Source organism: Bifidobacterium sp. VU/mBH4 (B4), assembly GCF_058199535.1.
Map to the genome: position 1 here is coordinate 52,930 of NZ_JBVPQJ010000003.1, position 23,993 is coordinate 76,922.

A 23,993-nucleotide genomic window follows, 5' to 3' on the forward strand; every position below is an offset into this window, starting at 1 on the left:
GCCAGGGTGTTTGCTTGGTATCCTGAGTGCCAGGATTGCACGGGGTTATGGCCGGTGCTTCTTTTTCAGCCTGTCTCTTCACTGCCAAGGCGGAGTCAAGCATCATCCCAAAGGAGAAGATGCGAATATGAGGATCAATGAGTTCGGACAGCCCATTGGTGACGCGGTTTCGTTTGCAGGGACCATGATGCCGAAACCTGTCGAGTTGATAGGCAGGACCGTTCTGGTGGTGCCTCTGGATGCGAACCAAGGCAATGCCTTCTATGAGCGGATTTTCGGTCCGGATTGTGACGAAGCCATCATGACCTACAGCACCCACGATCTCTACCCTGATAGACCAGCATTCGACTCAGGCTTCGCATCCATGATTGCAAGCCGGGATCCACTCTTCTTTGCTATTCTCCGCAGGACGTCTGCACTTGAATTTGGTATCGGTCAGTCTGCAGGTGTGAAGGACGTGGACACACGGAAGCATGTGCAGCTTCATGATGCGTCGAATCTGTTGGGCATGTATGCCTTGATGCGGATTCGGGCGGACATGGGAAGCGTTGAGATGGGCCATGTCATCTATACCAAGGATCTGCAGAGAAGCAGACAGGCAACCGAAGCCCAGTATCTGATGGCTCGGCATGTCTTCGAGGACTTGGGCTATCGCCGATACGAGTGGAAGTGCGACAGCCTCAACGCGCCCTCGCGGGCAGCTGCGCTGAGGCTGGGGTTCAAGGCTGAAGGCCGGTTCAGAAACGACATGGTCTATAAGGGCCGAACTCGCGATACGGATTGGTTTTCCATATTGGATAGTGAATGGCCGGCAGTGAAAGAGCGGTTGGAGACCTGGCTGGATGATGCCAATTTCGATGAGGATGGCAGGCAGAAGCGCCGTCTGCAAGATTGCTGAACTGTTGCTGATCTGAATGCAGCTTCTTATGATCGCACTGCTGCATCCTTGATAAAGCCAAAATAGGCATTCAGGGCTCGGGCTGTGGGAGTGTCATTGCGGCGCATCAGTGCAAGCGGAGCCCCTTCAAACAGCACCTTGCCTCCATCGTTTCCAGCTCCTGGACCCATGTCGATTACCCAGTCGGCCTGACCTATGAAGCGCAGGTTATGTTCTATGGCGACAACAGTCAGCCCTTTGCTTGCGATGAGTCTACGTAGGAGCGCAATCTGCTGCAGGATATTGGATTCATGCAGGCCGCTGGTGGGCTCATCCAAAATCAGGGTCTCATGAATTCCGTCCTTGAGCAGCTTAGCCAGCTTGAGACGTTGCAGCTCACCGCCCGAGAGCGTATCGAGGGCCTGCCCAACGGATAGGTACGACAGCCCGACGTCTTCTAGGGCCTGCATGGCTGGCCCCAGCACTTCGCGATATTGGCGCATAGCCTCGTTGGCAGTCAGTTTCAGCACCTGGGCGATGCTGAGACCGCGATATCTGGCAGACAGAGCCTGCGTTGAATACCTGGTTCCCTGACAGCTTTCGCAGACAGTGCTGGTGTCGCCCATGTAGGCAATATCCAGAGTGACGACCCCCTTGCCCTTGCAGACTGGACAGGCTCCCGCAGCATTGAATGAGAAGAGTGAGGAGGATTCGTCGGTAGCCTTGGCGAAGGCCTTGCGCAGCGGGTCGAAGACGCCCAAGTAGGTCAACAAGTTGGAGCGTCCGCTGGCCTTGATTGGCTTCTGATCGAGGAGTATGGCATCATGCTGTGCCATGAAGCCTTCTTTGATCAGGGTACTCTTGCCCGAGCCGGCCACTCCGGTCACCACAGTCAGCATATGCCTGGGTATCTTGGCGTGGGCTTCTCTGACGTTGTGGGCAGTGACCTTGTCTATTGCGTAGAAGCCTTGCGAAGGCACCGCCGGTTCGTTTACAGTGCCTGGATCTGACAGAGCTCTGCCAGTGGCTGTGCCGCTTTCCAGCAGAGACTGATAGCTCCCCTCGAAGACGATCTGTCCCCCTTCCTTGCCTGCTCCTGGCCCCATGTCGACGATACGGTCGGCGATGGCGATGAGCTCGGGGTCATGGTCCACGATCACCACCGTATTGCCCTTGTCTCGCAAGCCCTTGAAGATTTTCGTGATCCCGGTCAGGTCCCGGGGGTGCAAGCCAACGCTTGGTTCGTCGAAGATGTAGAGAACGTCATTCAAAGGGCTGTTCAGACAGTTGGCGATTTTCAGGCGCTGCCCCTCTCCTCCGGAAAGCGTGGAGGTGCCGTGCTCCAGGCTCAAGTAGCCCAGCCCAACCGTTGTCAGATTGGCTATCTTGCGCTCCAGGTCCTGCAGAATGGTATCAGCCTGATCGTTATGGATCTGCTTCAGCCAGTCCTGCAGGTCAGACACGCTCATGGCTGAGCAATCGGCTATGTTCAGTCCGCCGATCTTTGCTGAGCGTACCTTGGCGTTGACCCTGGCCCCTTGGCAGTCGGGACACTGGGCGATTCGTGTAACTTGCTCGAGCTCATGCTGGTATTTGTCGTTGCTCTGATTCATGAAGGTCTTGGTGATCCGGGGCACCAATCCTTCATATATGGCCGTCTTATGCCAGGCGGGGCCAGGGTGTGCCGGTTTTTGCTGCTTGCCGTGGAGCAGAAAGTCGAGGTCGCCGCTGGTCCACTCCCGTAAGGGCATATCGTTGTCAAAATAGCCTGAATCCGTATACCTGGTCAGTCTCCAACCGCCCGGCTGGAAGGTTGGAAAGTTGATGGCTCCCTGATTCAGCGAGAGATCCACGTTGAGCAGGCGATCAAGCACCAGACTGCGTACAGTACCCAGGCCCTGGCAGGTCGGACACATCCCCCCAGGATTGTTGAAAGAATACATCATAGAGTAACCGATGAAGGGCTGGGCCATGCGGGAAAACAGCAGGCGCAGGGCAGTATAGATATCGGTGTAGGTGCCCACGGTTGAGCGGGCATTGCCTGAGAGCTGCTTCTGGGTTACGACAATGGAGAAGGGCAGGTTGTCGATGCGCGCGACTTCCGCAGGCTCATACTTGGGCATGAGTTGCTGAATGTAGGAGCTGTAGCTGCGGTTGATCATGCGCTGTGACTCGGCTGCCAGCGTGGAAAATACGAGAGATGACTTTCCTGAACCCGACAGGCCGGTGACCACGGTGATGGCCCGCTTTGGTATGGCCAGCGAGACTTGCTTGAGGTTGTGTGTGGAGGCCCGATCAATAAGAATGTATTCGGTCTTCATCGGTCGACCCGCTCTTGGCGCAGCTTGGCGATAAGCCTGTTGGCAAGAGCTGTGAACTCTTCCTGCTCGTCTTCGGACCAGACCTGTCGGGCATCCTTCTCGAGGGTCTTGTGCTGTTGATCGATGATGCCGAGCATGTCCCGGCCATCCGGGGTCAGGCTGGTTTCCAGCTCGCGCCGGTCATGAGTATCGGGCGTTTGTTTGATATATCCGAGGTCGCGCAGCGTGCTCAGGTTCTTGGAGATCTTGGATCGGCTCATGCCGAGCCGTTGGCCAATCTGTGAGGGCGTGGACGCTCCTGTGCGCAGAATGGTGAGGATGTCGAACTGTTGCCAGGTAATGTTCCCCGGATTGACCCTGTTGCGCTCTGCTACGAATTCGCACTGCAGATACATGAGCGCATCGTAAAGGGAGGGCGGCTTATTTGATTTCATTATAGAAACTATATCATATTGGAAACTATCTATCTCCCAGATAGGCAGCTACGCTCTGGCTTCGGTCTTGTCTGACTGTATCGGACCGATGAAGTCGGGTCTCAGGAGGTTCGATATTCGCTGTGCTTTGTTGAAATAGCGCAGGATATTTCATGGAACGCTTAATCGGACCTTTCTGTGCAAAGGACGCTCTCGCATGCCTTCATTGTTGCTTGTAAGAGCTTCTTGCATGAGAGTAGGCGTGTGTTTGCCGGGTGGATCCCTTGAGGCGGGTTAGCGGTTCTTTGTGTCGGTTGCTCCAAGGCAAAGAGGGGCTATAGGACTCAAGGCTCGTGATTTGTTGACAGGGGGTGGTGGGACGGAGTGTCAACTTATCGCCCTATCAGTTTTGCTTAGTCGGTCGGTTATGCAGAACGACGATACTGACACCTCAATGCCAGGTAAGCCAGCATGTCCACCGGTCGGAGAGGCTGAGCTATGGCTCTTCTTTGGCTCGAGCATCCCCTCGCCTCCTGTATTACGAACGTTGTTGGATAGGTTTTGTAGTTCTTTGATTTGACAGCCAGGCTTTCTTTGTTAATAATGTAGCATGCTACATTTTAAGGAGGCGGTAACTTTTGGAGCTTTCGGAGAAGCGGCCAGAGGGACTGGTCAAAATAGCCAACACTCTGCTGGAAAAGCACATGAATGAGTGTGTGCGGAGCATCTTTCCCAATCTGACTGGTCCCCAATTTGTCATGGTTTATTACCTGTTTGAGCATGAGGGCCTGGAGGTGACGCAGAAGACTGTGGGCGACAGGTTCCGTTTGAGCCATCCCACGGTTCGGGGAGTTGTCAAACGGCTGGTCAAGGCAGGATGGCTGACGGCAAAGCCGCAGAGTGATGACCGACGTCAGATGGTTCTTGAGCTCACCGGGCAGGCGCGGAAGGAGCTGAACGCCCACCAGGTCGAGATCCGGCATGTATTAGAGAACACGGGCGAGCTTGCCTTGAAAGGGTTCGATGAGCAGGAGAGCAGACAGCTGGTCGGCTACCTGGAACGAATCATTAGAAACATGGAATCCTGATCTGCTTTTAGTCGGATCACGCAGGCTTTGGCCCGAGCCGGTGAAGGACGGAGAGGATGCAATATGAATAAGGATGGCGCCAAGGGAGAAGGCAGCCAAGGAGGGGCTGAGGGAAGTCGCACTGCGATGATGGGCACGCTTTTGGCGGGGGCTTTCCTGGCCTTGATGGCGGAGACTTTCCTTAACAATGCTCTGCCCACCATCATGGCGGAATTCCATGTGTCCCAATCCACCGCACAGTGGCTGAGCACCTCCTATCTGCTGGTCGTGGGGCTGATGATACCTGTATCGGCTTGGGTGTTTTCCAACTTCCGGTCCAAGCACACCTTCATGGCCATGATGGCTATTTTTTTGACTGGCTCCCTGGTCTGTATCTTCTCCGAAGGGCATTTCCCGCTGCTGTTGGTGGGCAGAATCATCCAGGCTGTGGCCGCTGGATCGCTGATGCCTTTCATTCAGAATGTGGTACTGCTGCTTTTCCCGCCTGACAGGCGCGGTGTGGCCTTGGGCGTGGTGGGTCTGGTGGTGGCCTTGGGTCCCACGGTTGGCCCCACGCTCTCGGGGTTTGTTTTGGAGCACTGGTCCTGGAGGGCCTTGTTTGTGCTGCTTGCCGCCTTGAGTGCCGCGATCCTGGTGGCGTCGTTTTTCCTGGTCTACACGGTCAACCGGCAAGTGAGAACCCGGCTGGACGTGCCTTCCGTGGTATATTCCTGCCTAGGTTTCGGGCTCATTCTTTATGCCCTGTCCGCCATAGGGGACGCGGGTGGTGCGTCAGTGCTTGACTTGGGATTGCTGCTTGCTGGCGTGCTGGTAGTAATCCTGTTCTGCCGGCGCCAGCTGCGTCTGGAGTCGCCGCTGGTGAATTTGCGTGTTTTCACGAACGCTACTTTCAACCTGACCAGTCTGCTCAGCACCTTGAGCAACATTGCCATGGTAGGGGTGGAGCTGGTGCTTCCCCTGTACCTCCAGAATACGCGCGGGTCAAGCGCGCTCACCTCTGGTCTGGTCATGTTGCCGGGAGCCATCGTCATGGGCATATTCAACCCTCTCTCCGGGATGATCTACCAAAGAATCGGGGCGAGGAAGATTTCCCTTTTGGGGTATGCGGTGCTGTTGGCCGGGACCTTGCCGATGATATGGTTCGGCACCGCTACCAGTCTTATCGTTATCGCCTCCTGTTATGCTCTGCGCCTGGCAGGAGTGGCACTGGTCATGATGACTACTTTCACCGAGGGCATCAACGCTCTGCCGACGGAACTTACGGCTCATGGCAACGCGGCTGCCTCGACTGTCCGTCAGGTGGGCGGTTCGCTGGGTACAGCTGCAGCCATGATGATCGTCACCATCGGCGCTCAGCGCGGCAGTCTCAGCGGAGCCACTCCAGCCCAAGCTCTCGACCAGGGCTACCAATGGGCCTTCATCTTCCTTGCAGTCATAGCCCTGATCGGCCTATGCGGCTCGCTCTTCCTTAAACCGAATAGAACTGCGACTGAGTAAGAAAGGTGTCTTTTCGCTTTCAAAGCAGGCACCGTTGCTGACATCGATTGGCTCATGATGCCAACGAGCAGGGATACAGGCATCGGTCATAATTTGATACTTAAAAAGGTATGACGCTTATATAGATGTACGAAATGGAAATTGATATGATGCCGATCATTGCATTTGCAGATCGCATAACCTTCAGTCTGCTGTGGACGCACTCAGCGCTCAGACCAGAAGAGGCGCCTATCAGCCTGTCCAGGAAGCGACCGGTGATTCGCTTAAGTAAGATCACCCGTCGCAAAGATCTATGGGTGCCAACTTGTAGCCGGTGACGGGGCTGAGCGTATCCTCTCTCGCGTTTGCCGTAAGTCTTCAACGGCATGGCCTTGAACTTTCTTTGTCTCGCTCTGCTCGCAGCGTCTTGTCGCCTCCAGACATCCCTGTCTTGCCAAGTACTTAGGTGATCGGGCGCCTTATCGTAACAAGACCGCCTAGCTCACTATAGTAAACGACCTGCTAAGACCAGACATAGTGGAAAGGAACAGGATAGACAGCGCAAAGGATGGTGATGCCGATATTGCGTATACAAAAAGAGTCTTGGGTCACTGTCCAAGACTCTGCTGGCGGAGGATACGAGATTCGAACTCGTGAGGGCGTGAACCCAACACGCTTTCCAAGCGTGCGCCATAGACCACTAGGCGAATCCTCCAAGGCTGCAATGAATGGGGTCGTAGTCTATGTGACCCTGATCAAGGCAACTAAGAAATAGTAACACAGGGCGGGGATTGCAGGCCAGTCCAGACGTGTCGCCGGCAGTTTCCGCCCTGTTTCTGTGTTACTTGATCTGATCCATGGAAAGGCCAAGAGCCTCAGCCACGCGCTGGCCGTAATCCGGGTCGGCCTGGTAGAACTGCCTGGTCTCGAGAACCTGGATCTCCTGGTCATCGACAGAGCCCAGGGTGTTCTTGATGGTCTGTATCAGGCGGTCTTTCTCCTCTGGGCTCATCAGCCTATAGAGACGGCCGGCCGCGGAATAGTAGTCATTGTCATAGGGGCGGGAGTACTCGGTCTGCCCTTGGACGGCATCGCTGTGCATTTTGGCATCGTTGTCTTCCACGGGGCCGCCCTTGCTGTTGGGCTCGTAGTTGACCGATCCATCCTGACCCTGGGACATGAACCCATCGCGCTCGTAGTTGTGGACCTCGCTGACCGGGCGGTTGATGGGCAGCTGTTCGTAGTTGGCGCCCAGACGGTAACGTTCGGCGTCCTTGTACCCGAAAAGACGGCCCTGCAGCAGCTTGTCGGGGGAAGGCTCAATGCCAGGGACGAAGTTGGCGGGGGAGAAGGCGGCTTCCTCCACATCATCAAAGTAGTTGGTCGGGTTGGTATCCAGCACGAACTCGCCTATCTCAATGCGCGGATAGTCCTTCTTGGAGACCACCTTGGTCACGTCGAAGATATCGTCCTTGTAGTCCAGGCCCTCCTGGTAGGGCAGGATCTGCACGCAGACCTTCCACTTGGGGTAGTCGCCCCTGTCGATGGCATCGTAAAGATCATGCAGGAGGAAGTCCGTGTCCTCGGAGGCGACCTTGGCGGCGGTCTCGTCGGTCATGTTCTTCACGCCCTGCTCGCTCAGGAAGTGGTACTTGACCCAGAACTGCTCGCCTTTCGCGTTGACCCACTTGAAGGTGTGGCTTCCGTAGCCGTTCATGTTCCGGTAGCTGGCAGGGTTGCCCCTGTCACCCATCAGATAGGTGACCTGGTGGACAGACTCAGGGGAGTGTGACCAGAAGTCCCACTGCATCTCCTGGCTGCGCAGGTGGGTGGCCGGGTCGCGCTTCTGCGAGTGGATGAAGTCGGGGAACTTCAGGGGGTCGTTGACGAAGAATATGGGCGTGTTATTGCCCACCACGTCGTAGTTGCCCTCCTGCGTGTAGAAGCGCAGGGCGAAACCGCGCACGTCACGCAGGGTGTCGGGATAGCCGGATTCGCCGGCCACCTGGGAGAAGCGCAGCAGAATGGGCGTGGTCTTGCCTGCACCGTTGAATACGTCGGCCTTGGTGTAGGCGCTCATGTCCTTGGTCAAGGTGAAGGTTCCCTTGGCCCCAGCCCCCTTGGCGTGGACTACGCGCTCTGGTATGCGCTCGCGGTTGAAGTGAGCCAGCTTTTCGAGGAGCTGGTAGTCCTGCATGAGGATGGGTCCGCGGGTGCCCGCCGTCTGGCTATGGTTGTTGTCTGCCCAAGGCTGCCCTTCGTTGGTAGTAAGTTTGTCGTTCATGTCTGCTCGATTCCTCTGACCTCTATGAGTTTTGCGATTGACAGTCCCAAGCTGGCCAGGTCTGCGACCCAGCTCCTGGTTGACCACTCGATCGCTGATGACAGGACTCTTGATAAAATCCTGCTATTCTCCACCGTATCTGACTGGGGATTGAGTTGGTGGATATGCGCGCTGAGCGAGAGTCAGATATGTCACTAATCGAGCAAGATGCTCATGACGACGAAGAGTGATGTGTCTGTTGCGGGCGGAATTACAAGAGAGCCGCCGACGATGCCTCATTCAATCGGCAAACGGCGACGGCTCTCATCAGAGCACTGGTGCTCAGAGCATCTGTATCAGTTCGCCCACATCCTGGATGACCAGCTGGAGGTTAAGCCCGGTCAGGACAGCCACGACAATCCAGGCCAGGAAGGCCATCCATCGAGGGTTGGCATACTTGCCCATGATCTTCTTGGAGGAGGTGTACCAGACCAGGGGGATCATGGATATGGGCAGGGCCACGCACAGGAAGACCTGGGAGTAGACCAGCAGATTATCCAGGGCGGACTCCTTACCGCCGAAGGCGATGGTGCAGATCAGCACGGGGATGATGGAGATCACACGGGTGACCAGCCTGCGCAGCCAGAGAGGAATCCTCATGCGGATGAAGCCCTCCATGACGATCTGTCCGGTCAGAGTGCCGGTAATGGTCGAGTTCTGACCGGAGGCCAGCAGGGCCACAGCGAAGAGGGTGGAGAGCAGACCGGAGGCGACCGGGCCGGCGATGGTCTTGTCGCCAAGGGCGTTGTAGAGGGCAGTGAAGGTATCCAGCCCCTCGCCGTGTCCGAAGAACATGGCTGCACCCAGCATCAGCAGCAGGCAGTTGACCACGAAGGCGGCGGACAGCTGGATGTTGGAATCCCAGGTGGCGAAGCGGACCGCGTTGGCAACCTGACGGTCGTCGCTGCGGTCGAAGTCGCGGGTCTGAACGATGGATGAGTGCAGGTAAAGGTTGTGGGGCATGACCGTGGCGCCCACGATGCCCAGAGCCATGGTCAGCTGTCCGTTGCCCAGGATGGCCTTGTCGGGGATGAAGCCGCGGAAGACTGCGGGCATGTCGGGCCTGGCCAGGAAGACCTCGTAAAGGAAGACCGCCATGATGACCAGGATCAGGGTGGCCACGATGGCTTCGATGCGGCGGAAGCCGATCTTGGTCAGCAGCAGGAGGATGAGCACATCCAGCACGGTCAGCGTCACGCCCAGGATCAGCGGAATGCCGAAGAGCAGTTTCAGGGCGATGGCCCCGCCGATCACCTCGGCGATGTCGGTAGCCATCACAGCCAGCTCCGTGCAGATCCAAAGGACGAAGCTGAGTCGGCGACTGGTGTGCTGGCGGGTGGCCTGGGCCAGGTCCAGACCAGTCACGATTCCCAGCTTGGCCGACATGTACTGCAGCATCATGGCGATCAGGCTGGAGATCAGGATGACGCTCATGAGCAGGTAGCCATACTGGGCGCCGCCGCCAATGGAGGTGATCCAGTTGCCGGGATCCATGTAGCCGACTGCCACCAGGGCGCCCGGGCCGGAGAAGGCTGCCAGGTTCTTCCAGAAGGAGGAGGTTGAGTTGGGTACGGAGACCGTGGCGTTGATCTCCTCCAGGGAGCGCCCATTGGCCGTCTCAATGATGGGATGGGATTGGTGCTGCCGACTGGACGGCGGAGTCCTGACTTCGGATCCGGCTGGACTGGCGGACCCTGAGGCGGGTCGGGTCTGAGTGTTCGGCATGTCACCTTCCTTGATTCTGGACCATGGCGGTCGCGCGGCTGTCTATAGACTTCGACCCTTCGAAGTCTAATGGCGCTTGATGAAGAATACCAGAGGTGATCTGTGACAATCTCAAAATATGCCTGCAGGGTGTGCTCGCGGGTCGCGCCATGGATCTGTGCTATAGACTGTGGAACATGGGAATTGCCGAACTGTCTTCCAGCGCCCAGGATTATCTCAAGGTCATCTGGGACCTTCAGGAATGGGACAAGGGCCCTGTCCAGCCCACTGCGGTGGCCGAAAGGACGGGCATGAAACAGTCGACGGTCTCGGGTGCGCTGGGGCGTCTGGTCGATGCCGGTCTGGTCACTCACAGGCCTTATGGCAAGGTGGAGCTGACCGAGACCGGTCGTCGCTATGCGGTCATTATGGTCCGACGCCACAGGCTGCTGGAGACCTTCCTGGTGCAGGTCCTCGGCTACGGCTGGGATGAGGTGCATGAGGAAGCGGACAGCCTTGAGCACGCTGTCTCCGACAAGATGGTCGACCGCATCGATGACTATCTGGGGCACCCCACCATGGATCCGCATGGAGATGCCATACCCTCACCTGAGGGGGACCTGCCGCCAATACCTACAACCACAAGGCCTCTCTCGGAAGTATCTGCAGGGACGACGGTAAGGGTGCAACGAGTCAGCGACGAAGATCCTGATTTCCTCCGATACCTCGGTGAGAGAGGGATAAATCCGGGCTGTGTACTAGCTATATCACAAAACAGAAGAGGATTGATTAGTATACGATCAGAGCAAGTTCCTGCGGCTGTACAGCGTGCAGATGAAATGTCGGACGTTTTAGAACTGATGCCTGATCAAGCCAACCGTATTCAAGTTAGTCTGTTAACGCATAAAGAATCTAAATAGTAAAATCCCGAAAGCGTTGTTATTCGCCATGCCTCGCCAGCATGTTCAAAGTTGTACTGACAGGGGCGAGGTCCGAAAAAGCGAAGGCAAGGAGCAACTATGATTAGGCGGTTGACAAGATTGAGCTCACGGGGTGGCCAGGTTTTGAGTATTTCTCCCAATTTTGACAATACTTACGGTGTCTCGGACGCAATAGGTTCGTCGGAGATTTTGGAACAGCCACTTTCATCAAACCAGACAGATACCGCCGATGAGGTCCAACTTCCTCTAATTAAACGAATTAAGACATCTAAATGGCTGGCATCGTTTCTGGGTATCTGTTTAGCATTTCTAATTGTTCTGATCTGGTTTCCTAAAAGCCAATCCATGTGGACACTGCCGATTCAGGAGATCGATGCCCCGTCCCACTATTACTTCATCCGCAAACTTATGCGCAATGGGGTTTCCGCGGCCCTGACCCTCAATCCGAACGGCTCCTTCTACCCACCCCTCTTCCATCTCCTGGTCTATGCATTGATCAGCATCTCCTCTATGTTCGGGTCTGGTCTTAATATTTTCGCTTCCTTGAATATCGTATGGATTGTGGCTTCTGGCCTGATTTTTCCTGCTGGCATGGCACTCTGGTGCTCCTACTTTCTCCAGAAGAGCAGAGGCTGGGGTAAGGAGGTTATCAGCTTTCTGGTCCCCGTTTTGTCAGTGTCTTCTGCTGCTTTTCCTTTCTGGTTTCTCAGAGCTGGTCCTCTGATCGCCTATGGATTCGCATCCTGCATCCTGCCTTTTCTACTTTATGGAAGTCTCAGGCTTATGGATCTTCTGACCGGGGTCGATCCTGGGCGGTCTCGCGCCTTGGTCCGTTGGATTCTGATCGTCCTTGCGTTATTCTTAATGATTTGCTTTGCTCAGCCTCGTGTCGCCTTCACATACCTTGTTCTGGTGGGATTCTTTGCTCTTATCAAGCTTCCCAGGAAGTTTCTTCTCTTCATACTTGCTCTTGTCCTGGCAGCCGGGGGACTCTTCGGCGCATATGTCATGTATCGCGACCCAGGCAAGAATTACTTTCACCCGTCCACCTGGTTCCATACTTTCCAGCCCACCCGTTCTTTGTCGGGTGCCTTGGGAATCGTGATTGGTGATGGGATGTCCGGATTGGCAGGGGTGAGTATGGGCTTGATGGTCTGCTTGGCTCTTTTTTCTTCTCTATTTTTATCGGAAGAACGCAAATGGCTTGGGGCTGCCCTAGTGCTGACATTTCTGCTTGTGGGCTTGATATTCGTCTGTAGCGCATCCCTAACCGGGTCTATTGCTAACTTGTTGACGGCTGCTTGGTACCGGGGGGAGACAAGGACTGTTAGCATGATACCTTTTGCTGTAGTGCCCCTTCTGGCCTTTGGGGCGGATTGTCTGCTTGTCAATGGTCCTGACTTGCTTCGTAGGACGATTCCGTCCGTTGACTGCGCAGCCGAGGGGCTGATGCCTTGGGTGCTTTCGAGTCTGATGGTCATTCTGGTTCTCTTAGCTAACTTTTCAAACCCGATACGCATCGAAATGGCTGGTCAGATTGCTGACACCACAAGGCTGTTCAGCACTACCCAAGGTGCCCAGCTAACCACCCAGAAGAAGCAGGTCCTGGATGATTTGGCTACTCGAATCGAACCTGATGCGGTCGTCATCTCTGATCCCATGAACGGATCAATGTATGGGATGACGTTGAACGGAACCAATATGCTCTACCCTGTCTATAACCCCATGCACACCAAGCACGGGGCCATCTTTGGGCAGGTGGAAGAGGCTTTCGCTTCGGGTGACAGGAATATTTTGTTAGATAGAGCCTGCCCTGTTCAAACCAATTACGCTCCCGAAAGTCCTCGCTCTGCACCGACGTCCGTCTATTTCCTGGCGATGGGAGATCAGGCCGACAGTCTGCTCATGTTTACCTATAAGGATCAGTACCTGCCGTTCCATGACCAGTCGATTATCGATAGATATGTCAACCAAGGCGCTCTGAAGCTGATCCGTGATTACAGTGATGGAGATTCGGCCAAGACAAATTGGGCTTTGTATAGGCTTGCCTGCCGTTGATTTATCTAGCGTCTCCCGATAGGTTCAGTTTTACTGACAAGCTCTTTTTGTGTGTCCTCTTTCTTCGGAACATCCTCAACAGACTTTTCCCTCCTGCGTAGGTAGGTGAAGGTGTTCGTGTTGCGAATGTATGATTTCCGGTCGTTCCTAGCAAGGATATCCAAGATGACGCCAGTGAAGATACCAAGCAGTCCCATCAAGATCAGGAGCACCGAGCAGACCAATGTGGGAAATCGCATGACTACGCCTGTCCTCCAGAAATCGATGATGACAGAGATCAGAAATCCTAGGCCTAGCACAGTCAGGATAGATCCGCAGGAACCGAAGAAGGACATGGGCCGATACTGCCGTATCATTTGGAAAATTGTAGATAGGACCCTCATCCCGTCACCAAAGGTGTTCAGCTTACTGACCGAGCCATGGGGGCGATCTCGGTACTTGACCGGCATCTCATAAAGACGAAGATTCTTATCAAGGCTTTGGATTGTCATTTCGGTTTCGATTTCGAACCCGGTCGAGAGGATAGGGAAGGTTTTGACATAAGCGAAGGAGAAAGCCCTAAAACCGGTCATTATGTCGTTGATGTTGGCATGGAAGCACCAGTTAATGGCTCGTCTTACCAGTCTGTTCCCGAAGTTATGGAAAGGTCGCTTATTCTCAGTGAAATAGGTTGAGCTGAGCCTGTCGCCGATAACCATATCATAGCCATCGATGATTTTCTGGACCATGGCCGGGGCCTGCTCGGCAGGGTAGGTGTCATCGCCATCCACCATGATATAGATGTCAGCGTCGATGTCGCAGAACATAGCCCTGGTCACGTTCCCCTTACCTTGTCTTGGCTCGTGGCGGACTATGGCACCATGTGTTTCAGCTATCGAAGCTGTTTCATCAGTTGAATTGTTATCATAGACATAAATGCGTGCTTCGGGTAGATAGAGGCGAAAATCGTCGACTACTTTGCCTACTGTGCTGGCTTCGTTGTAGCAGGGTATAAGCACGGCGACATCCATATGGTTCTCGTTCGACATAGGCACAAATGCAAGTATAGCTGACGACCGCGTCTTACGTCCTGAGAACCTTGTGGTACTCGCTTAGGCCTGCCTTTTAGCTAGTTCGGGGAAGAAAACGCGATTTATGACAGGTATTTGGTGGAGACAAAGAGCCATTAGTAGATCAAAGATTAGACGGACAGTGAAGATAATCAGAGTCGCTGCGAGCGAGGTAAATTGATTCAGCACTCGTGGGATAATGATTTCCCACGGCAAGACGTCGTCCTCTAGGAGATGCACGCAAAGTATGGCCAGTGTGTATCGGCCCAATTTGGCTAGTACTGAATTTATCAAAGGCAGGTTTGAATCGATCAACTTAGACAGGCCAACCACGCAGACGGTACCGCTTAATGCACCCAGAAACGTCAGAAGGGGAATTTTCCCGTATTGGTTGACTGCCATGCTGAAGCCGCTAAATCTCCAAATAGATGCCACCCAAGCAATAGAGGGGATGATCCATAGCCAAGGATACTGGATCAAGATTTTCTGCAGATTGAGTTGATGGGCTAGGTGACCCAGGTAAACGAAAGTGGCGGCAGCCATGCCTGCTTGGATGCTCCAGGGTAGCCAACCTATGTGGGCACTTGTATAGCCTATGGAGAAGAAAAGGGCAATCCAGATAAATGTATAGGGGAGGTGTACTGCCAGGTTGACCAAGAGGTGTGCCCAAAAGAGTGCCAAGAGGAACCATATGGCCCCTATGCTGTGGTGGACAGACCAGAATAATCCGTCTACCGGTGCCCCGGCACCGTAGATAGAAGCCTTGGTCCAGATCACTAGGGAATCCAGGATGGATCTGTGTAAAGGCAACGCAAGCAGAACATTGCAAATGATCACCATAAATGAGGTCAATCCGTAGGAAACTAGAAGCTCTCTGATTTCCTTGCGCCAGGCAAACTTGCTTTCCGGATGGGAAAAGAACCCTGAAAGTGCGAAGAAAAGAGGCATATGAAAAGAAAAACAGCAACTATAAAAAAGAAACGAAACGTGGTCCATGCTCTCGGGCCTGTTCACATTGAGTGTGCTGTGTCCCAGAATGACAGCAAGGATGGCGAGCCCGCGCGCGATGTCAAAATACCGAACTCTCACCTTTGCCATATTCGTTTTTGATGCCTTTCGCGCTCTTTGCATGCATACAGCAGCATCTGACCGCCCGCCTGCCAGCTTGCTTTCGATAGTTGTGCCCTAAGGCTATCATGTCGCATTATGCATTTGCCAAGGTCGAAGACTACTTTTTTGGTACGGACTCTGATCCGGCAGCAACTAGTACCCATATTGTGTGTGTTTCTAGCTTTTTCGGCAGAGGTTTTCATCTTCAATCTGCCTTATTGGTTGACACGTAACGCCATGCCCATCCAGGCTGTCAATGAGGGTCTGGGTCCAGGTTTGGTTCAGATAGGGGATGGAAAGGCCAGGGTTACTGACCCTGCGCAGGCTTGGATGGATATTTCAGCCTCTGATCGAATAGAATACTTGTATCTCAATCCGGGCACTGGCAGGCAGCAACGTAGCTTAAGTTCGGATGCTAAGAGCTTGAGCTGGACTACTAGTACTAAGAAGCCAACCGAGAGCGGCTGGTACCATTCCACAGCCCCTATTATGTTCTCTCCTGACAATGAGATGACCAGGTATTCACACATTGGTGGCGGTGCCACTAATGTTCGGTTGATATATAAAGCCAATGTCAATGACACGTTTACAATCCCCTCTTTCACTGTTAATCCTCGTGTACCTTTTCGCTTATCTTGGCCGAGAGTAGCCCTAGAAGCAGTCTTGGTTTTGATGATCATCTGTTTCCGACCGAATTCCCCTCTTTATAGGCGTCGATTGGCCTCTGGAGATATAGTCTGTTGGGCCGGAATGTTTATTCTTCTGATCATCGAAATATGCGCTGTGATCAAATTGTGGTTAATAGCCGGTGGTAGCGATACGCCCATCGGGCTTGACCGGCTAGGTAACGGCCAATTTTTCGACAACGGCCAATATAACCATATGGCTGATGCGCTCATCAACGGTCACGTTGCTTTAGACATGCCGGTCAATAAAGATTTAGCGGCGCTCTCGAACCCCTATGATACTTGGGCGAGGACTCAGATCGCAGCGACAGGTAGAGATCGGACGCCGATTCTTTTCGATACGGCCTTTAAATCGGGAAAATACTACAGCTATTTCGGAGTACTTCCTGCGCTCTTTATGTTTGCTCCATTTAAGATGATTACTGGAGCCGAGCTATCGGTGGGCTCTGCCATCTTAATCCTGGCTTTGATTAACACCATAATGTCTATGGTGGTGGCCATTCAGATTGCCCGCCTTTTCTCTCGGTCGAAGTCATCTTGCAGTCTGGGTGCAGTTATGTTGATTAGTTGTGCTATTTTCATGGGTCTACAGATCATAAACTTAGTGCCGGTGAGACTCTTTTACCAGATTCCTCAGACCATGGCTCGGGCTTTTGTCCTAATAGCTATTTCTTGTTGGGTACAGTCCAAATTGTCAGGTCTTAATAAGGCTTGGTTGGCTTTGGGTTCTTTGGCAATGGCAATGACCTTGGGATGTCGCCCTCAATTCATGCTGGCTGCTATTGTGGCCATCCCCCTCTTCTGGGAGGAGATACGCGGTCTTTGGTTGCAGGGACGGACAGGAGTCCGTGGGCTGGCTAGAGAGGCTGGAGTATGGGCCTGTGCCTTATTACCTGTTCTTCTGGTTTTCGCACCGCTCTTGGCCTATAACAAGGTACGCTTCGGGTCTTATCTGGATTTTGGGTCGAATTATAATTTAACCGGGTTTGATATGCCCAACTCCAGCCTTCCTTATACCCAGCTTTTCCCTATGATTTTCCTCTATTTTCTGCAGCCCCCTGTCATTTCTACTTTCTTCCCCCTTGTGGCTAAGACACCACAGCCACTCCCCCTTTGGGCACCCATGCAGAACAGTTATGGCGGTTATCTAACCACTATTGCTCCCTTTGCGTTGATTCTTTTTTTGTTGCCGAAATGGCGTGTCTGCCTGAAAACGCATCGGGTGAGTTCACTCTGCTGGTTCTTAGGCTTTTATGCTGTAGTCGTTTTCTTTTTCGACGTGCATGCGGTTGGATACGATGCACGTTATCTTGTGGATTGGGGTTGGGCTTTAATGCTTCTTTTTGCAATGCTGTTTATGTCCATTGACAGTGAGCGGAAAATAGATGTGCCCAAAAACGTGGTTTCGACTGGTGAAACTGACTGTGCAGAATGTCTTGGAGCATTTACTGAGCTTTCGCGCGTGATGATTGGATTGGTCACAGCTGGAATGGCTCTGGGAGTTATCCTCAACCTCCTCCAACTTCAAGCTGTTGAGGGAACCTCACTGTGGTGGGATGTCTATTCCTGGTTCCTCTTTGTGTAGATGATCGAGGGTTTTGACCTAGGGTTATTATTCGTATGTATGTTTTTCGAATGTAAAGCATGAATTCGGTTGTTGAGACGAGGTGCCTACAGGTATGCCAACCATGAAATTTGCCAACATTATTTTGGAGGCCAACCAGAGGTCAGTGTCCTACCCAGACCTTTACTGCCGTTCTGATCAGCCGGTGATTTACGATGATCATGAGGGCGAATGGGCTATGTACAGAGCGGGGCTCTATGATTTCAACACATACTTCAATTCCTTATCTGTTATGAAGCTCCGGCGTTACACCCGGTCCACTGGGTATACCCTGCACCTGGAGCTACGAGGTGCCGACTGCACGGTTATGCAAACCATGGGCGATGCCTTTGCTGTGCACCCTGTGCCCGTCAAGGAGGTCGAATTCCATGTTGAGGCATCTGATACTTGGCAGGATCTGGATATTCCATTGAAGGTGACAGACGATATGGTCCTGATCGGGTTCAGCATCGAGACTCAGGGGCAGGTTTATATCCGTAATGGATACTATGCCCTGGATTATGAGGGCGATGAGCGGTCAGTGGAACTGGCCCTGGCTACCACTACCTTTAAGAAGGAGAGCTACATCACTCACAATATCGGTCTTGTTCGTAAAAAGATTGTTGAATCCGGTGAAGACATTGCGGATCACTTCCACATGTATGTCATTGATAATGGCCGTACATTGGATGCTCCAGCTCTGACCAGCGAACGGATACGGATTATTCCAAATGACAACGTGGGCGGGGCAGGCGGTTTTACCCGGGGAATGTTGGCTGCTATGGATCAGAAACCCAGGGCCACCAACATCCTGCTCATGGATGATGATGTGGATGTGTCTCCCGAAAGCATCAAGCGGACCTACAACCTTCTGAGAATCCTCAAGCCAGGCTACGAAAAAGCCATGATCAGTGGTGCCATGCTCAATTATGAGGTAGGCGAGGACCAATGGGAGGACATCGGGTACATGACGCCTGAAGGTACTTTTTCCCCCTGCAAGCCTGGTCTGCGTCTAGTGCTCTTTGAAGATTTGATTTACAATGAGCTCTTCAAACCCACCAAAGTTATGAAGGCCAATCTTTATGCAGCTTGGTGGTACTGCTGCATTCCTCTGTCGGTCATAGACAAGAATGGTTTGCCTCTGCCGTTCTTCGTGCGTTCCGATGATGCAGAGTACGGAATGCGCTGTAAGACGCCCTTCATTACAATGAACGGTCTGTGTATCTGGCATATGTCCTTCCATGAGCGTTACAACGCCGCCGTAGAACGGTATCAGACAACTCGTAATACCATGATTGCCCAAGCGACCACCGGGGTCGCCCAGAGTTCTGACTTCATGCGCGAGCTTCATAACAACATTCGGTTGGAGCTGAAGAAGTTCGGTTATCAGAACGCCGAACTTTGTTTGGATGCCTTCGAAGATTTTCTCAAAGGGCCAGGTTTCTTCAGCCAAGTAGGGAAGGCGGAAGAGACCTTCCTCCGGGCGAATCGTGTCAAGGAGCAGCTGGTGGACTTCGATCAGTTGCAGCGACAGCTGGATGCGGATCCGGAAACGAAGGGGCTCAGATTAAATCAAATCGACCGTCAATTGATTGATGGGAACAAGCCTCGCACCACGCTGGAGCGCTTGGAGGACTATGTAACCGATAATGGGCAGCGCTATCTTAAGACCCAAGGAAAGGGTTATGCAGTCATTCCTCTGCTTGGCTGGGTTTATCCGGCGGGGGCGATTCGCGGCAAAAACAAACTTATCGTTCTGGATTGGTACAACCGCAAGGGCGCTGTACGTGTTAAAGATCCTGAACGGTATGCCAGGATTAAGAAGCGCTATGCCAGGGATTTGCGCTATTATAGGGCCAATATCAAGAGGATTAGCCGCGACTATGCCCATGATCGTGCACGGCTGACCTCTCAGGGATTCTGGCGCAAATATCTGAAGATGGACTGAAAATTCGCCTTCTGTGAATAGTGTTTCATAGCATGTCAGGCCGAGTGCTGAAGTATGGTGGTGCGGTCGTCGATAGGAAATGAACGTGAAACAACTTGTGCAAAAGATCAGGGACCGATACGGGTATGCGCTGACCGTGCTGCGCGGCTTGGTAAAGACTGATTTCAAGCTGCGGTACCAGGGTTCTTTCCTGGGCATCGCCTGGTCGGTACTCAAGCCGCTTATGCTTTTTTGCGTCATGTATCTGGTTTTTGCCAGATTCCTGCGTATGTCAGACGGAACAGCGACTTATCCGGTTGTCCTGTTGCTGGGCATCAGCTCCTGGCAGTTTGTGACTGAATCCACGAATGTGGGCCTACGCTCCGTGGTAGACCGCGGTGACCTTCTGCGCAAGATACATTTTCCTAACTATATCGTGGTAGTTTCAGCCACGATTGGGGCGATGATTTCCTATGCCATAAACCTTGTTGTGGTTCTTGTCTTTGCTCTTTTCAGCAGGGTTCACTTCACTTGGCGAATCATCTTCCTGCCGATCAATGTGGCTGAGCTCTACGTGGTCACTCTGGCCATGACGTTGATCATGGCAACCATGTATGTTTACTACCGCGATATCGCCCACATTTGGGAAGTGCTTCAGCAGCTGATTTTCTATGCTATGCCCATTATCTACCCCCTGAAGTACGTAACTGATCGTGGGGGCAGGCTGGCCTTTCTGGCTCGGTTGGAGTTGATTAACCCCATAGCCCAATCCATTCAGGACATCCGCCACAACTTCATTGCGCCTGAGACTCAGCCTACTATATGGAACCAGTTTCACAGCTTTTGGATTATGATGATTCCCTTGGTGATTACCCTAGGTCTGCTTTGGTTTAGTATCTGGCTGTTCCGCCGTAACAGTCGCAAATTCGCGGAGGTCATGTGATGTCTAGCGATGATCAAACCTACGAAGAAGTCCTGCAACGTTATCAACAGGCACCAGTGGTTCTTTCCGTTGATCATGTTTCCAAGTACTTTAAGCTCCCCACAGAGCAGGCCACTGGTCTCAAACAGGCATTCATTAACTGGACCAAGGGCATCAAAGGTTATAAGAAGCAGCAGGTTCTTCAGGACATCAGCTTTGAGGTTCATCAGGGGGAGTTCTTCGGCATTGTCGGGCGTAACGGTGGCGGCAAATCTACTCTGCTCAAGCTGATTTCGCAGATTTATTACCCCGAGCACGGTTCCATCCACGTGGTCGGCAAGCTGGTCCCCTTCATCGAGCTGGGTGTAGGGTTTAACCCGGAACTGACTGGCCGTGAGAACGTCTACCTGAACGGAGCCCTGCTCGGGTTCACCAGAGATCAAGTGGATGCCATGTACGATGACATCGTTGAGTTCGCTGAACTTGATGACTTCATGGACCAGAAACTTAAGAACTATTCCTCTGGCATGCAGGTCCGCTTGGCTTTTTCCGTGGCCATCAAGGCCCAGGGGGATATCCTGGTTCTGGATGAGGTCCTGGCTGTGGGGGATGAGGCTTTCCAGCGCAAGTGCGATGATTATTTCACTGAAATCAAGAAAGACCCTACAAAAACTGTCATCCTCGTCACTCATGATATGGGTTCAGTCAAGAAATACTGTACCCGAGCCATGATGATCGCCGACGGGCGGGTGGAAGCACTAGGAGATCCAGAGACCGTTTCTCATAAGTACACCTTGGCTAATTTGGAAGCTGAGCGTACAGCGGAGCACGAGATGCAGATTCAGCGTGGAGGCTACGCCAACGGGTTGAACGATCGCTGTCCTATTCTGAGGACCATTCCAGTTTCCCCGCAGGTGAGTGACGGTACTGGCGTTTTCAAGTTCGATGTCGAGTACCAGTACGACCAGCCAGGTGATTTCTATCTAGCTGTAGCTCTGCACGACATCAGGCGGGGAGGCATTACCTATGATACAGGCCCAAAAACTATGCGTATGCGCCGCCACGGCCACCAGATCGTTCACTTCGAGCTTCCGCTGAACGTTTTTAACAATGGTGAGTTCCGTTTGATTACGTCTTTGCGCACTCCCAATCCCAACGATCCTCATGGGACGGACGCTGTGGGGGTGGCGCTGGACGAGAACGCCTGTGACTTTGTTATACGAAATAAGCGGAATGGAGAGTATGCTCTCCTCAGCGATCGGGCACTGACCATAGCTGCCCTGGACCCTGACCAGGTGGACGAAGTGGATGGGTGATTCCCGTCTTCGTGCTCGGGATAGGATGATTTTGAGGCGATTCGGCGGCTGTGCCGCGGGAAGGTATTTGACCCATGAAGGTTCAAGAGATGGCAGACACAGGTTTTGAAAGTGTGGTCCGGGTGGTCTTTCCCGAGCGTGACCAGGAAGAGGTGCTTCCTTTGTATGCCATTGACTGGTCACCTTCGCACCTGTCGAATACGGTTATGGATCCACGTACGGATGTGAAGCGCATCAGGCTGAATGCTATGAATCAGTCTGAATATCAACGGCTGGTGGGCCAGGCTCTAACGCGGACCGGCGCAGGCGTGACCACCAATGACTTCGACCTTCTCTCCAGGCGATCTCTGCGTATCCACGCCGGTGGGCGGATCTCACTCTGCACTTTCTTCAACGCCTTCCCAGCCGGTTACTGGCGTCGTTGGACCAGAGTCGATACCGTCAGGCTGACCCTGATGGTTTGGGGCCGCGGTGAGGTCCGAGTCATGAAATCCAATGGTCGGGGTATTTTCACCTCTGCCGGTTCTGTCCGGATCGAGCAGGATGGACAGACGGAACAGGGAGAACACATTACCCTGGACATACCTATGACTGGTCTGGTTGACGGCGGTTACTGCTGGCTGGAAGCACAAGCCAGCAAGGGTGATACCTTGACCATCAAGGATGCGGACTGGCAAGTACCCATTCGTGCCAGGACCACATCCCACCAGACCAGTGTATCCGTCGCTATTACTACCTTTAACCGCGCCCCCTATTGCTTGCGGCAGCTGCAGGACCTTGCTGCTGCTACTGAGCTCCGTAGCCGATTGGATACTATATACTGCACTGACCAAGGTAATGAATTCGTCAGTGACCAAGAAGGGTACGGAGCCGTGGCACAGTCTCTGGGTGACCAGCTGACTTATATGCGCCAACGGAATCTGGGAGGGTCAGGCGGATTTTCGAGGGGCATGTATGAGACGCTCAAAGCCGGTCGGTCTGACTACGTCCTCCTCCTGGACGACGATGCCATTAGTGAGCCGGAGTCTATCCTTCGTGCAGTTCAGTTCGCCGACTATGCATGCAAGCCCATGCTGGTCGGTGGAGGCATGTTCCACCTAGACAACCGGACCGTCCTCTACACTCAGGGGGAGCGGCTGAACTGGAAACGTATGTGGATGGAGCCTTCTCAAGGGCTGGGTTACAACCATGATTTCGCCTTGGAGCCTCTTCCTGATTGCCCTGAACGCCATCAGCGTATTGACGAGGACTTCAATGGGTGGTGGATGTGCCTGATACCAATCAGTGTCATCAGGGAAATTGGTCTCTCCCTACCGGTCTTCATTAAATTTGACGATGTTGAGTATTGTCTTCGGGCACAGCATGCCGGCTATCCCACGGTCTGTCTTCCGGGAGTTGCGGTCTGGCATCAAGCTTGGCATGAGAAGGATCCGGCGCGTACTTGGGAGGAGTACTACACGGAGCGCAACCGGTGGTTGGCCGCCCTTCTCTTAGAACCTGAGTTGCCTGTATCTCGAATCATGACGGAAACCTTGTATGGGGATGCTAGTCTGGGGCTGCGCTTTACCTATTCAGCTATGGCTCTGCGCAACTTGGCGCTTCAGGATCTTTTGAGAGGGCCGCAGTATATCGTTGAGACTTTCCCCACCAAGCTAGACCAGGTACGCCGCCTCAGGGCGGGCTTCACTGATGCGCAGACTACCAAGGATCTCTGGTCTCTACCGGCTCCTGATCATGAGACCGTACCCCCGCGTAAACGGCCACAGAGTAGGAAACATCGGATGTTGGTGGCGTTAAAGCTCCTTGCCAAGTCCGTGTTGACTGACCGTGACGCCACAAGAGACCAGCAGCCTGACACTTCCATAGCAGCTCAGGACGCAGCTTGGACCTGGGTGGCTTTCGATGGCATAGATTCGGCCTTAGTCACTTCGCCAGATGGCGATTCGGTAGCCTGGCTTAAACGGGACAACAGCGAATTCCGTCGTCTGATGGGTCAGGGTTGCCGTTTGGCTTTGACTATCAGGAAGCACTGGAAAGAAATTTCGGCCCAATATCGTGATTACGGCCTGGCCTCTCTTGATACTTGGCAGCGAATTTTCGCCAATAGCGGCATGAAGGTGATTCCCTATTCTTCCGAGAGAGATGGAAAACCCGGGTCCAAGATAGGTAGCGAATGACC

Annotated in this window: 16 protein-coding genes and 1 tRNA gene; 10 read left to right on the forward strand and 7 right to left on the reverse strand. The window is 53.4% G+C overall.

Going from position 1 to position 23,993, the window contains the following annotated elements:
- Positions 1–10: 10 nt before the first annotated feature.
- Complete coding sequence (locus AC0AII_RS04860; RefSeq protein WP_490446334.1) at positions 11–898, forward strand: GNAT family N-acetyltransferase; 888 nt, start codon at positions 11–13, stop codon at positions 896–898.
- Between the two features lie 26 nt (positions 899–924).
- On the opposite strand, the gene AC0AII_RS04865 is transcribed toward AC0AII_RS04860, so the two are convergent.
- Positions 925–3,198, reverse strand: a complete 2,274-nt coding sequence (locus tag AC0AII_RS04865) for an ATP-binding cassette domain-containing protein (protein ID WP_490446335.1) — start codon at positions 3,196–3,198, stop codon at positions 925–927.
- Positions 3,195–3,632, reverse strand: a complete 438-nt coding sequence (locus tag AC0AII_RS04870) for a MarR family winged helix-turn-helix transcriptional regulator (protein ID WP_490446336.1) — start codon at positions 3,630–3,632, stop codon at positions 3,195–3,197. The genes AC0AII_RS04865 and AC0AII_RS04870 overlap by 4 nt, the downstream gene beginning before the upstream one ends.
- Before the next feature lie 617 nt (positions 3,633–4,249).
- Between AC0AII_RS04870 and AC0AII_RS04875 the strand changes: the two genes are divergently transcribed.
- Positions 4,250–4,699 (forward strand): MarR family winged helix-turn-helix transcriptional regulator, encoded by a 450-nt coding sequence (locus tag AC0AII_RS04875; protein WP_101431873.1) that lies wholly within the window; start codon positions 4,250–4,252, stop codon positions 4,697–4,699.
- A 63-nt stretch (positions 4,700–4,762) separates the two neighbouring features.
- Positions 4,763–6,196 (forward strand): MDR family MFS transporter, encoded by a 1,434-nt coding sequence (locus AC0AII_RS04880; protein WP_490446337.1) that lies wholly within the window; start codon positions 4,763–4,765, stop codon positions 6,194–6,196.
- Positions 6,197–6,802: 606 nt separating this feature from the next.
- Here AC0AII_RS04880 and AC0AII_RS04885 read toward each other — a convergent pair.
- From AC0AII_RS04885 to AC0AII_RS04895, 3 genes are all read right to left on the reverse strand, one after another.
- A tRNA-Ser gene (locus AC0AII_RS04885) sits at positions 6,803–6,890 on the reverse strand.
- 126 nt (positions 6,891–7,016) lie between these two features.
- On the reverse strand, positions 7,017–8,459 hold the full coding sequence (locus AC0AII_RS04890; RefSeq protein ID WP_490446338.1) for a catalase: 1,443 nt from the start codon (positions 8,457–8,459) through the stop codon (positions 7,017–7,019).
- Positions 8,460–8,780: 321 nt separating this feature from the next.
- The gene (locus AC0AII_RS04895) at positions 8,781–10,223 is read right to left on the reverse strand and encodes an Nramp family divalent metal transporter (RefSeq protein WP_490446339.1); all 1,443 of its coding nucleotides are present in this window, start codon (positions 10,221–10,223) and stop codon (positions 8,781–8,783) included.
- Positions 10,224–10,399: 176 nt separating this feature from the next.
- Between AC0AII_RS04895 and AC0AII_RS04900 the strand changes: the two genes are divergently transcribed.
- Positions 10,400–11,122, forward strand: coding sequence for a metal-dependent transcriptional regulator (locus tag AC0AII_RS04900; RefSeq protein ID WP_490446340.1), 723 nt, complete (start codon positions 10,400–10,402; stop codon positions 11,120–11,122).
- 99 nt (positions 11,123–11,221) lie between these two features.
- Positions 11,222–13,201: a DUF6541 family protein gene (locus tag AC0AII_RS04905; RefSeq protein ID WP_490446341.1), complete on the forward strand. Its 1,980-nt coding sequence runs from the start codon at positions 11,222–11,224 to the stop codon at positions 13,199–13,201.
- Positions 13,202–13,206: 5 nt separating this feature from the next.
- Here AC0AII_RS04905 and AC0AII_RS04910 read toward each other — a convergent pair whose 3' ends face one another.
- Both AC0AII_RS04910 and AC0AII_RS04915 read right to left on the reverse strand, forming a co-directional pair.
- Positions 13,207–14,229 carry a glycosyltransferase family 2 protein gene (locus tag AC0AII_RS04910; RefSeq protein WP_490446342.1) on the reverse strand — a complete coding sequence of 341 codons (1,023 nt, stop codon included), beginning with the start codon at positions 14,227–14,229 and terminating at the stop codon, positions 13,207–13,209.
- A gap of 63 nt (positions 14,230–14,292) precedes the next feature.
- Positions 14,293–15,348, reverse strand: a complete 1,056-nt coding sequence (locus AC0AII_RS04915) for an acyltransferase family protein (protein ID WP_490446343.1) — start codon at positions 15,346–15,348, stop codon at positions 14,293–14,295.
- 762 nt (positions 15,349–16,110) lie between these two features.
- On the opposite strand from AC0AII_RS04915, the gene AC0AII_RS04920 reads away from it, so the two are divergent.
- The 5 genes from AC0AII_RS04920 to AC0AII_RS04940 all read left to right on the forward strand — a co-directional run bounded on the left by AC0AII_RS04920 (position 16,111) and on the right by AC0AII_RS04940 (position 23,991).
- On the forward strand, positions 16,111–17,631 hold the full coding sequence (locus AC0AII_RS04920; RefSeq protein WP_267400485.1) for a hypothetical protein: 1,521 nt from the start codon (positions 16,111–16,113) through the stop codon (positions 17,629–17,631).
- 94 nt (positions 17,632–17,725) lie between these two features.
- A complete protein-coding gene (locus AC0AII_RS04925) occupies positions 17,726–19,597 on the forward strand; it encodes a glycosyltransferase family 2 protein (protein ID WP_463428010.1) in 1,872 nt (623 codons plus the stop codon).
- Between the two features lie 79 nt (positions 19,598–19,676).
- On the forward strand, positions 19,677–20,519 hold the full coding sequence (locus AC0AII_RS04930; protein WP_372338661.1) for an ABC transporter permease: 843 nt from the start codon (positions 19,677–19,679) through the stop codon (positions 20,517–20,519).
- Positions 20,519–21,814, forward strand: a complete 1,296-nt coding sequence (locus AC0AII_RS04935; RefSeq protein WP_267400491.1) for an ABC transporter ATP-binding protein — start codon at positions 20,519–20,521, stop codon at positions 21,812–21,814. Before AC0AII_RS04930 ends, AC0AII_RS04935 begins: the two co-directional genes overlap by 1 nt.
- A gap of 74 nt (positions 21,815–21,888) precedes the next feature.
- The gene (locus AC0AII_RS04940; protein ID WP_490446344.1) at positions 21,889–23,991 is read left to right on the forward strand and encodes a glycosyltransferase; all 2,103 of its coding nucleotides are present in this window, start codon (positions 21,889–21,891) and stop codon (positions 23,989–23,991) included.
- Positions 23,992–23,993 lie beyond the last annotated feature (2 nt).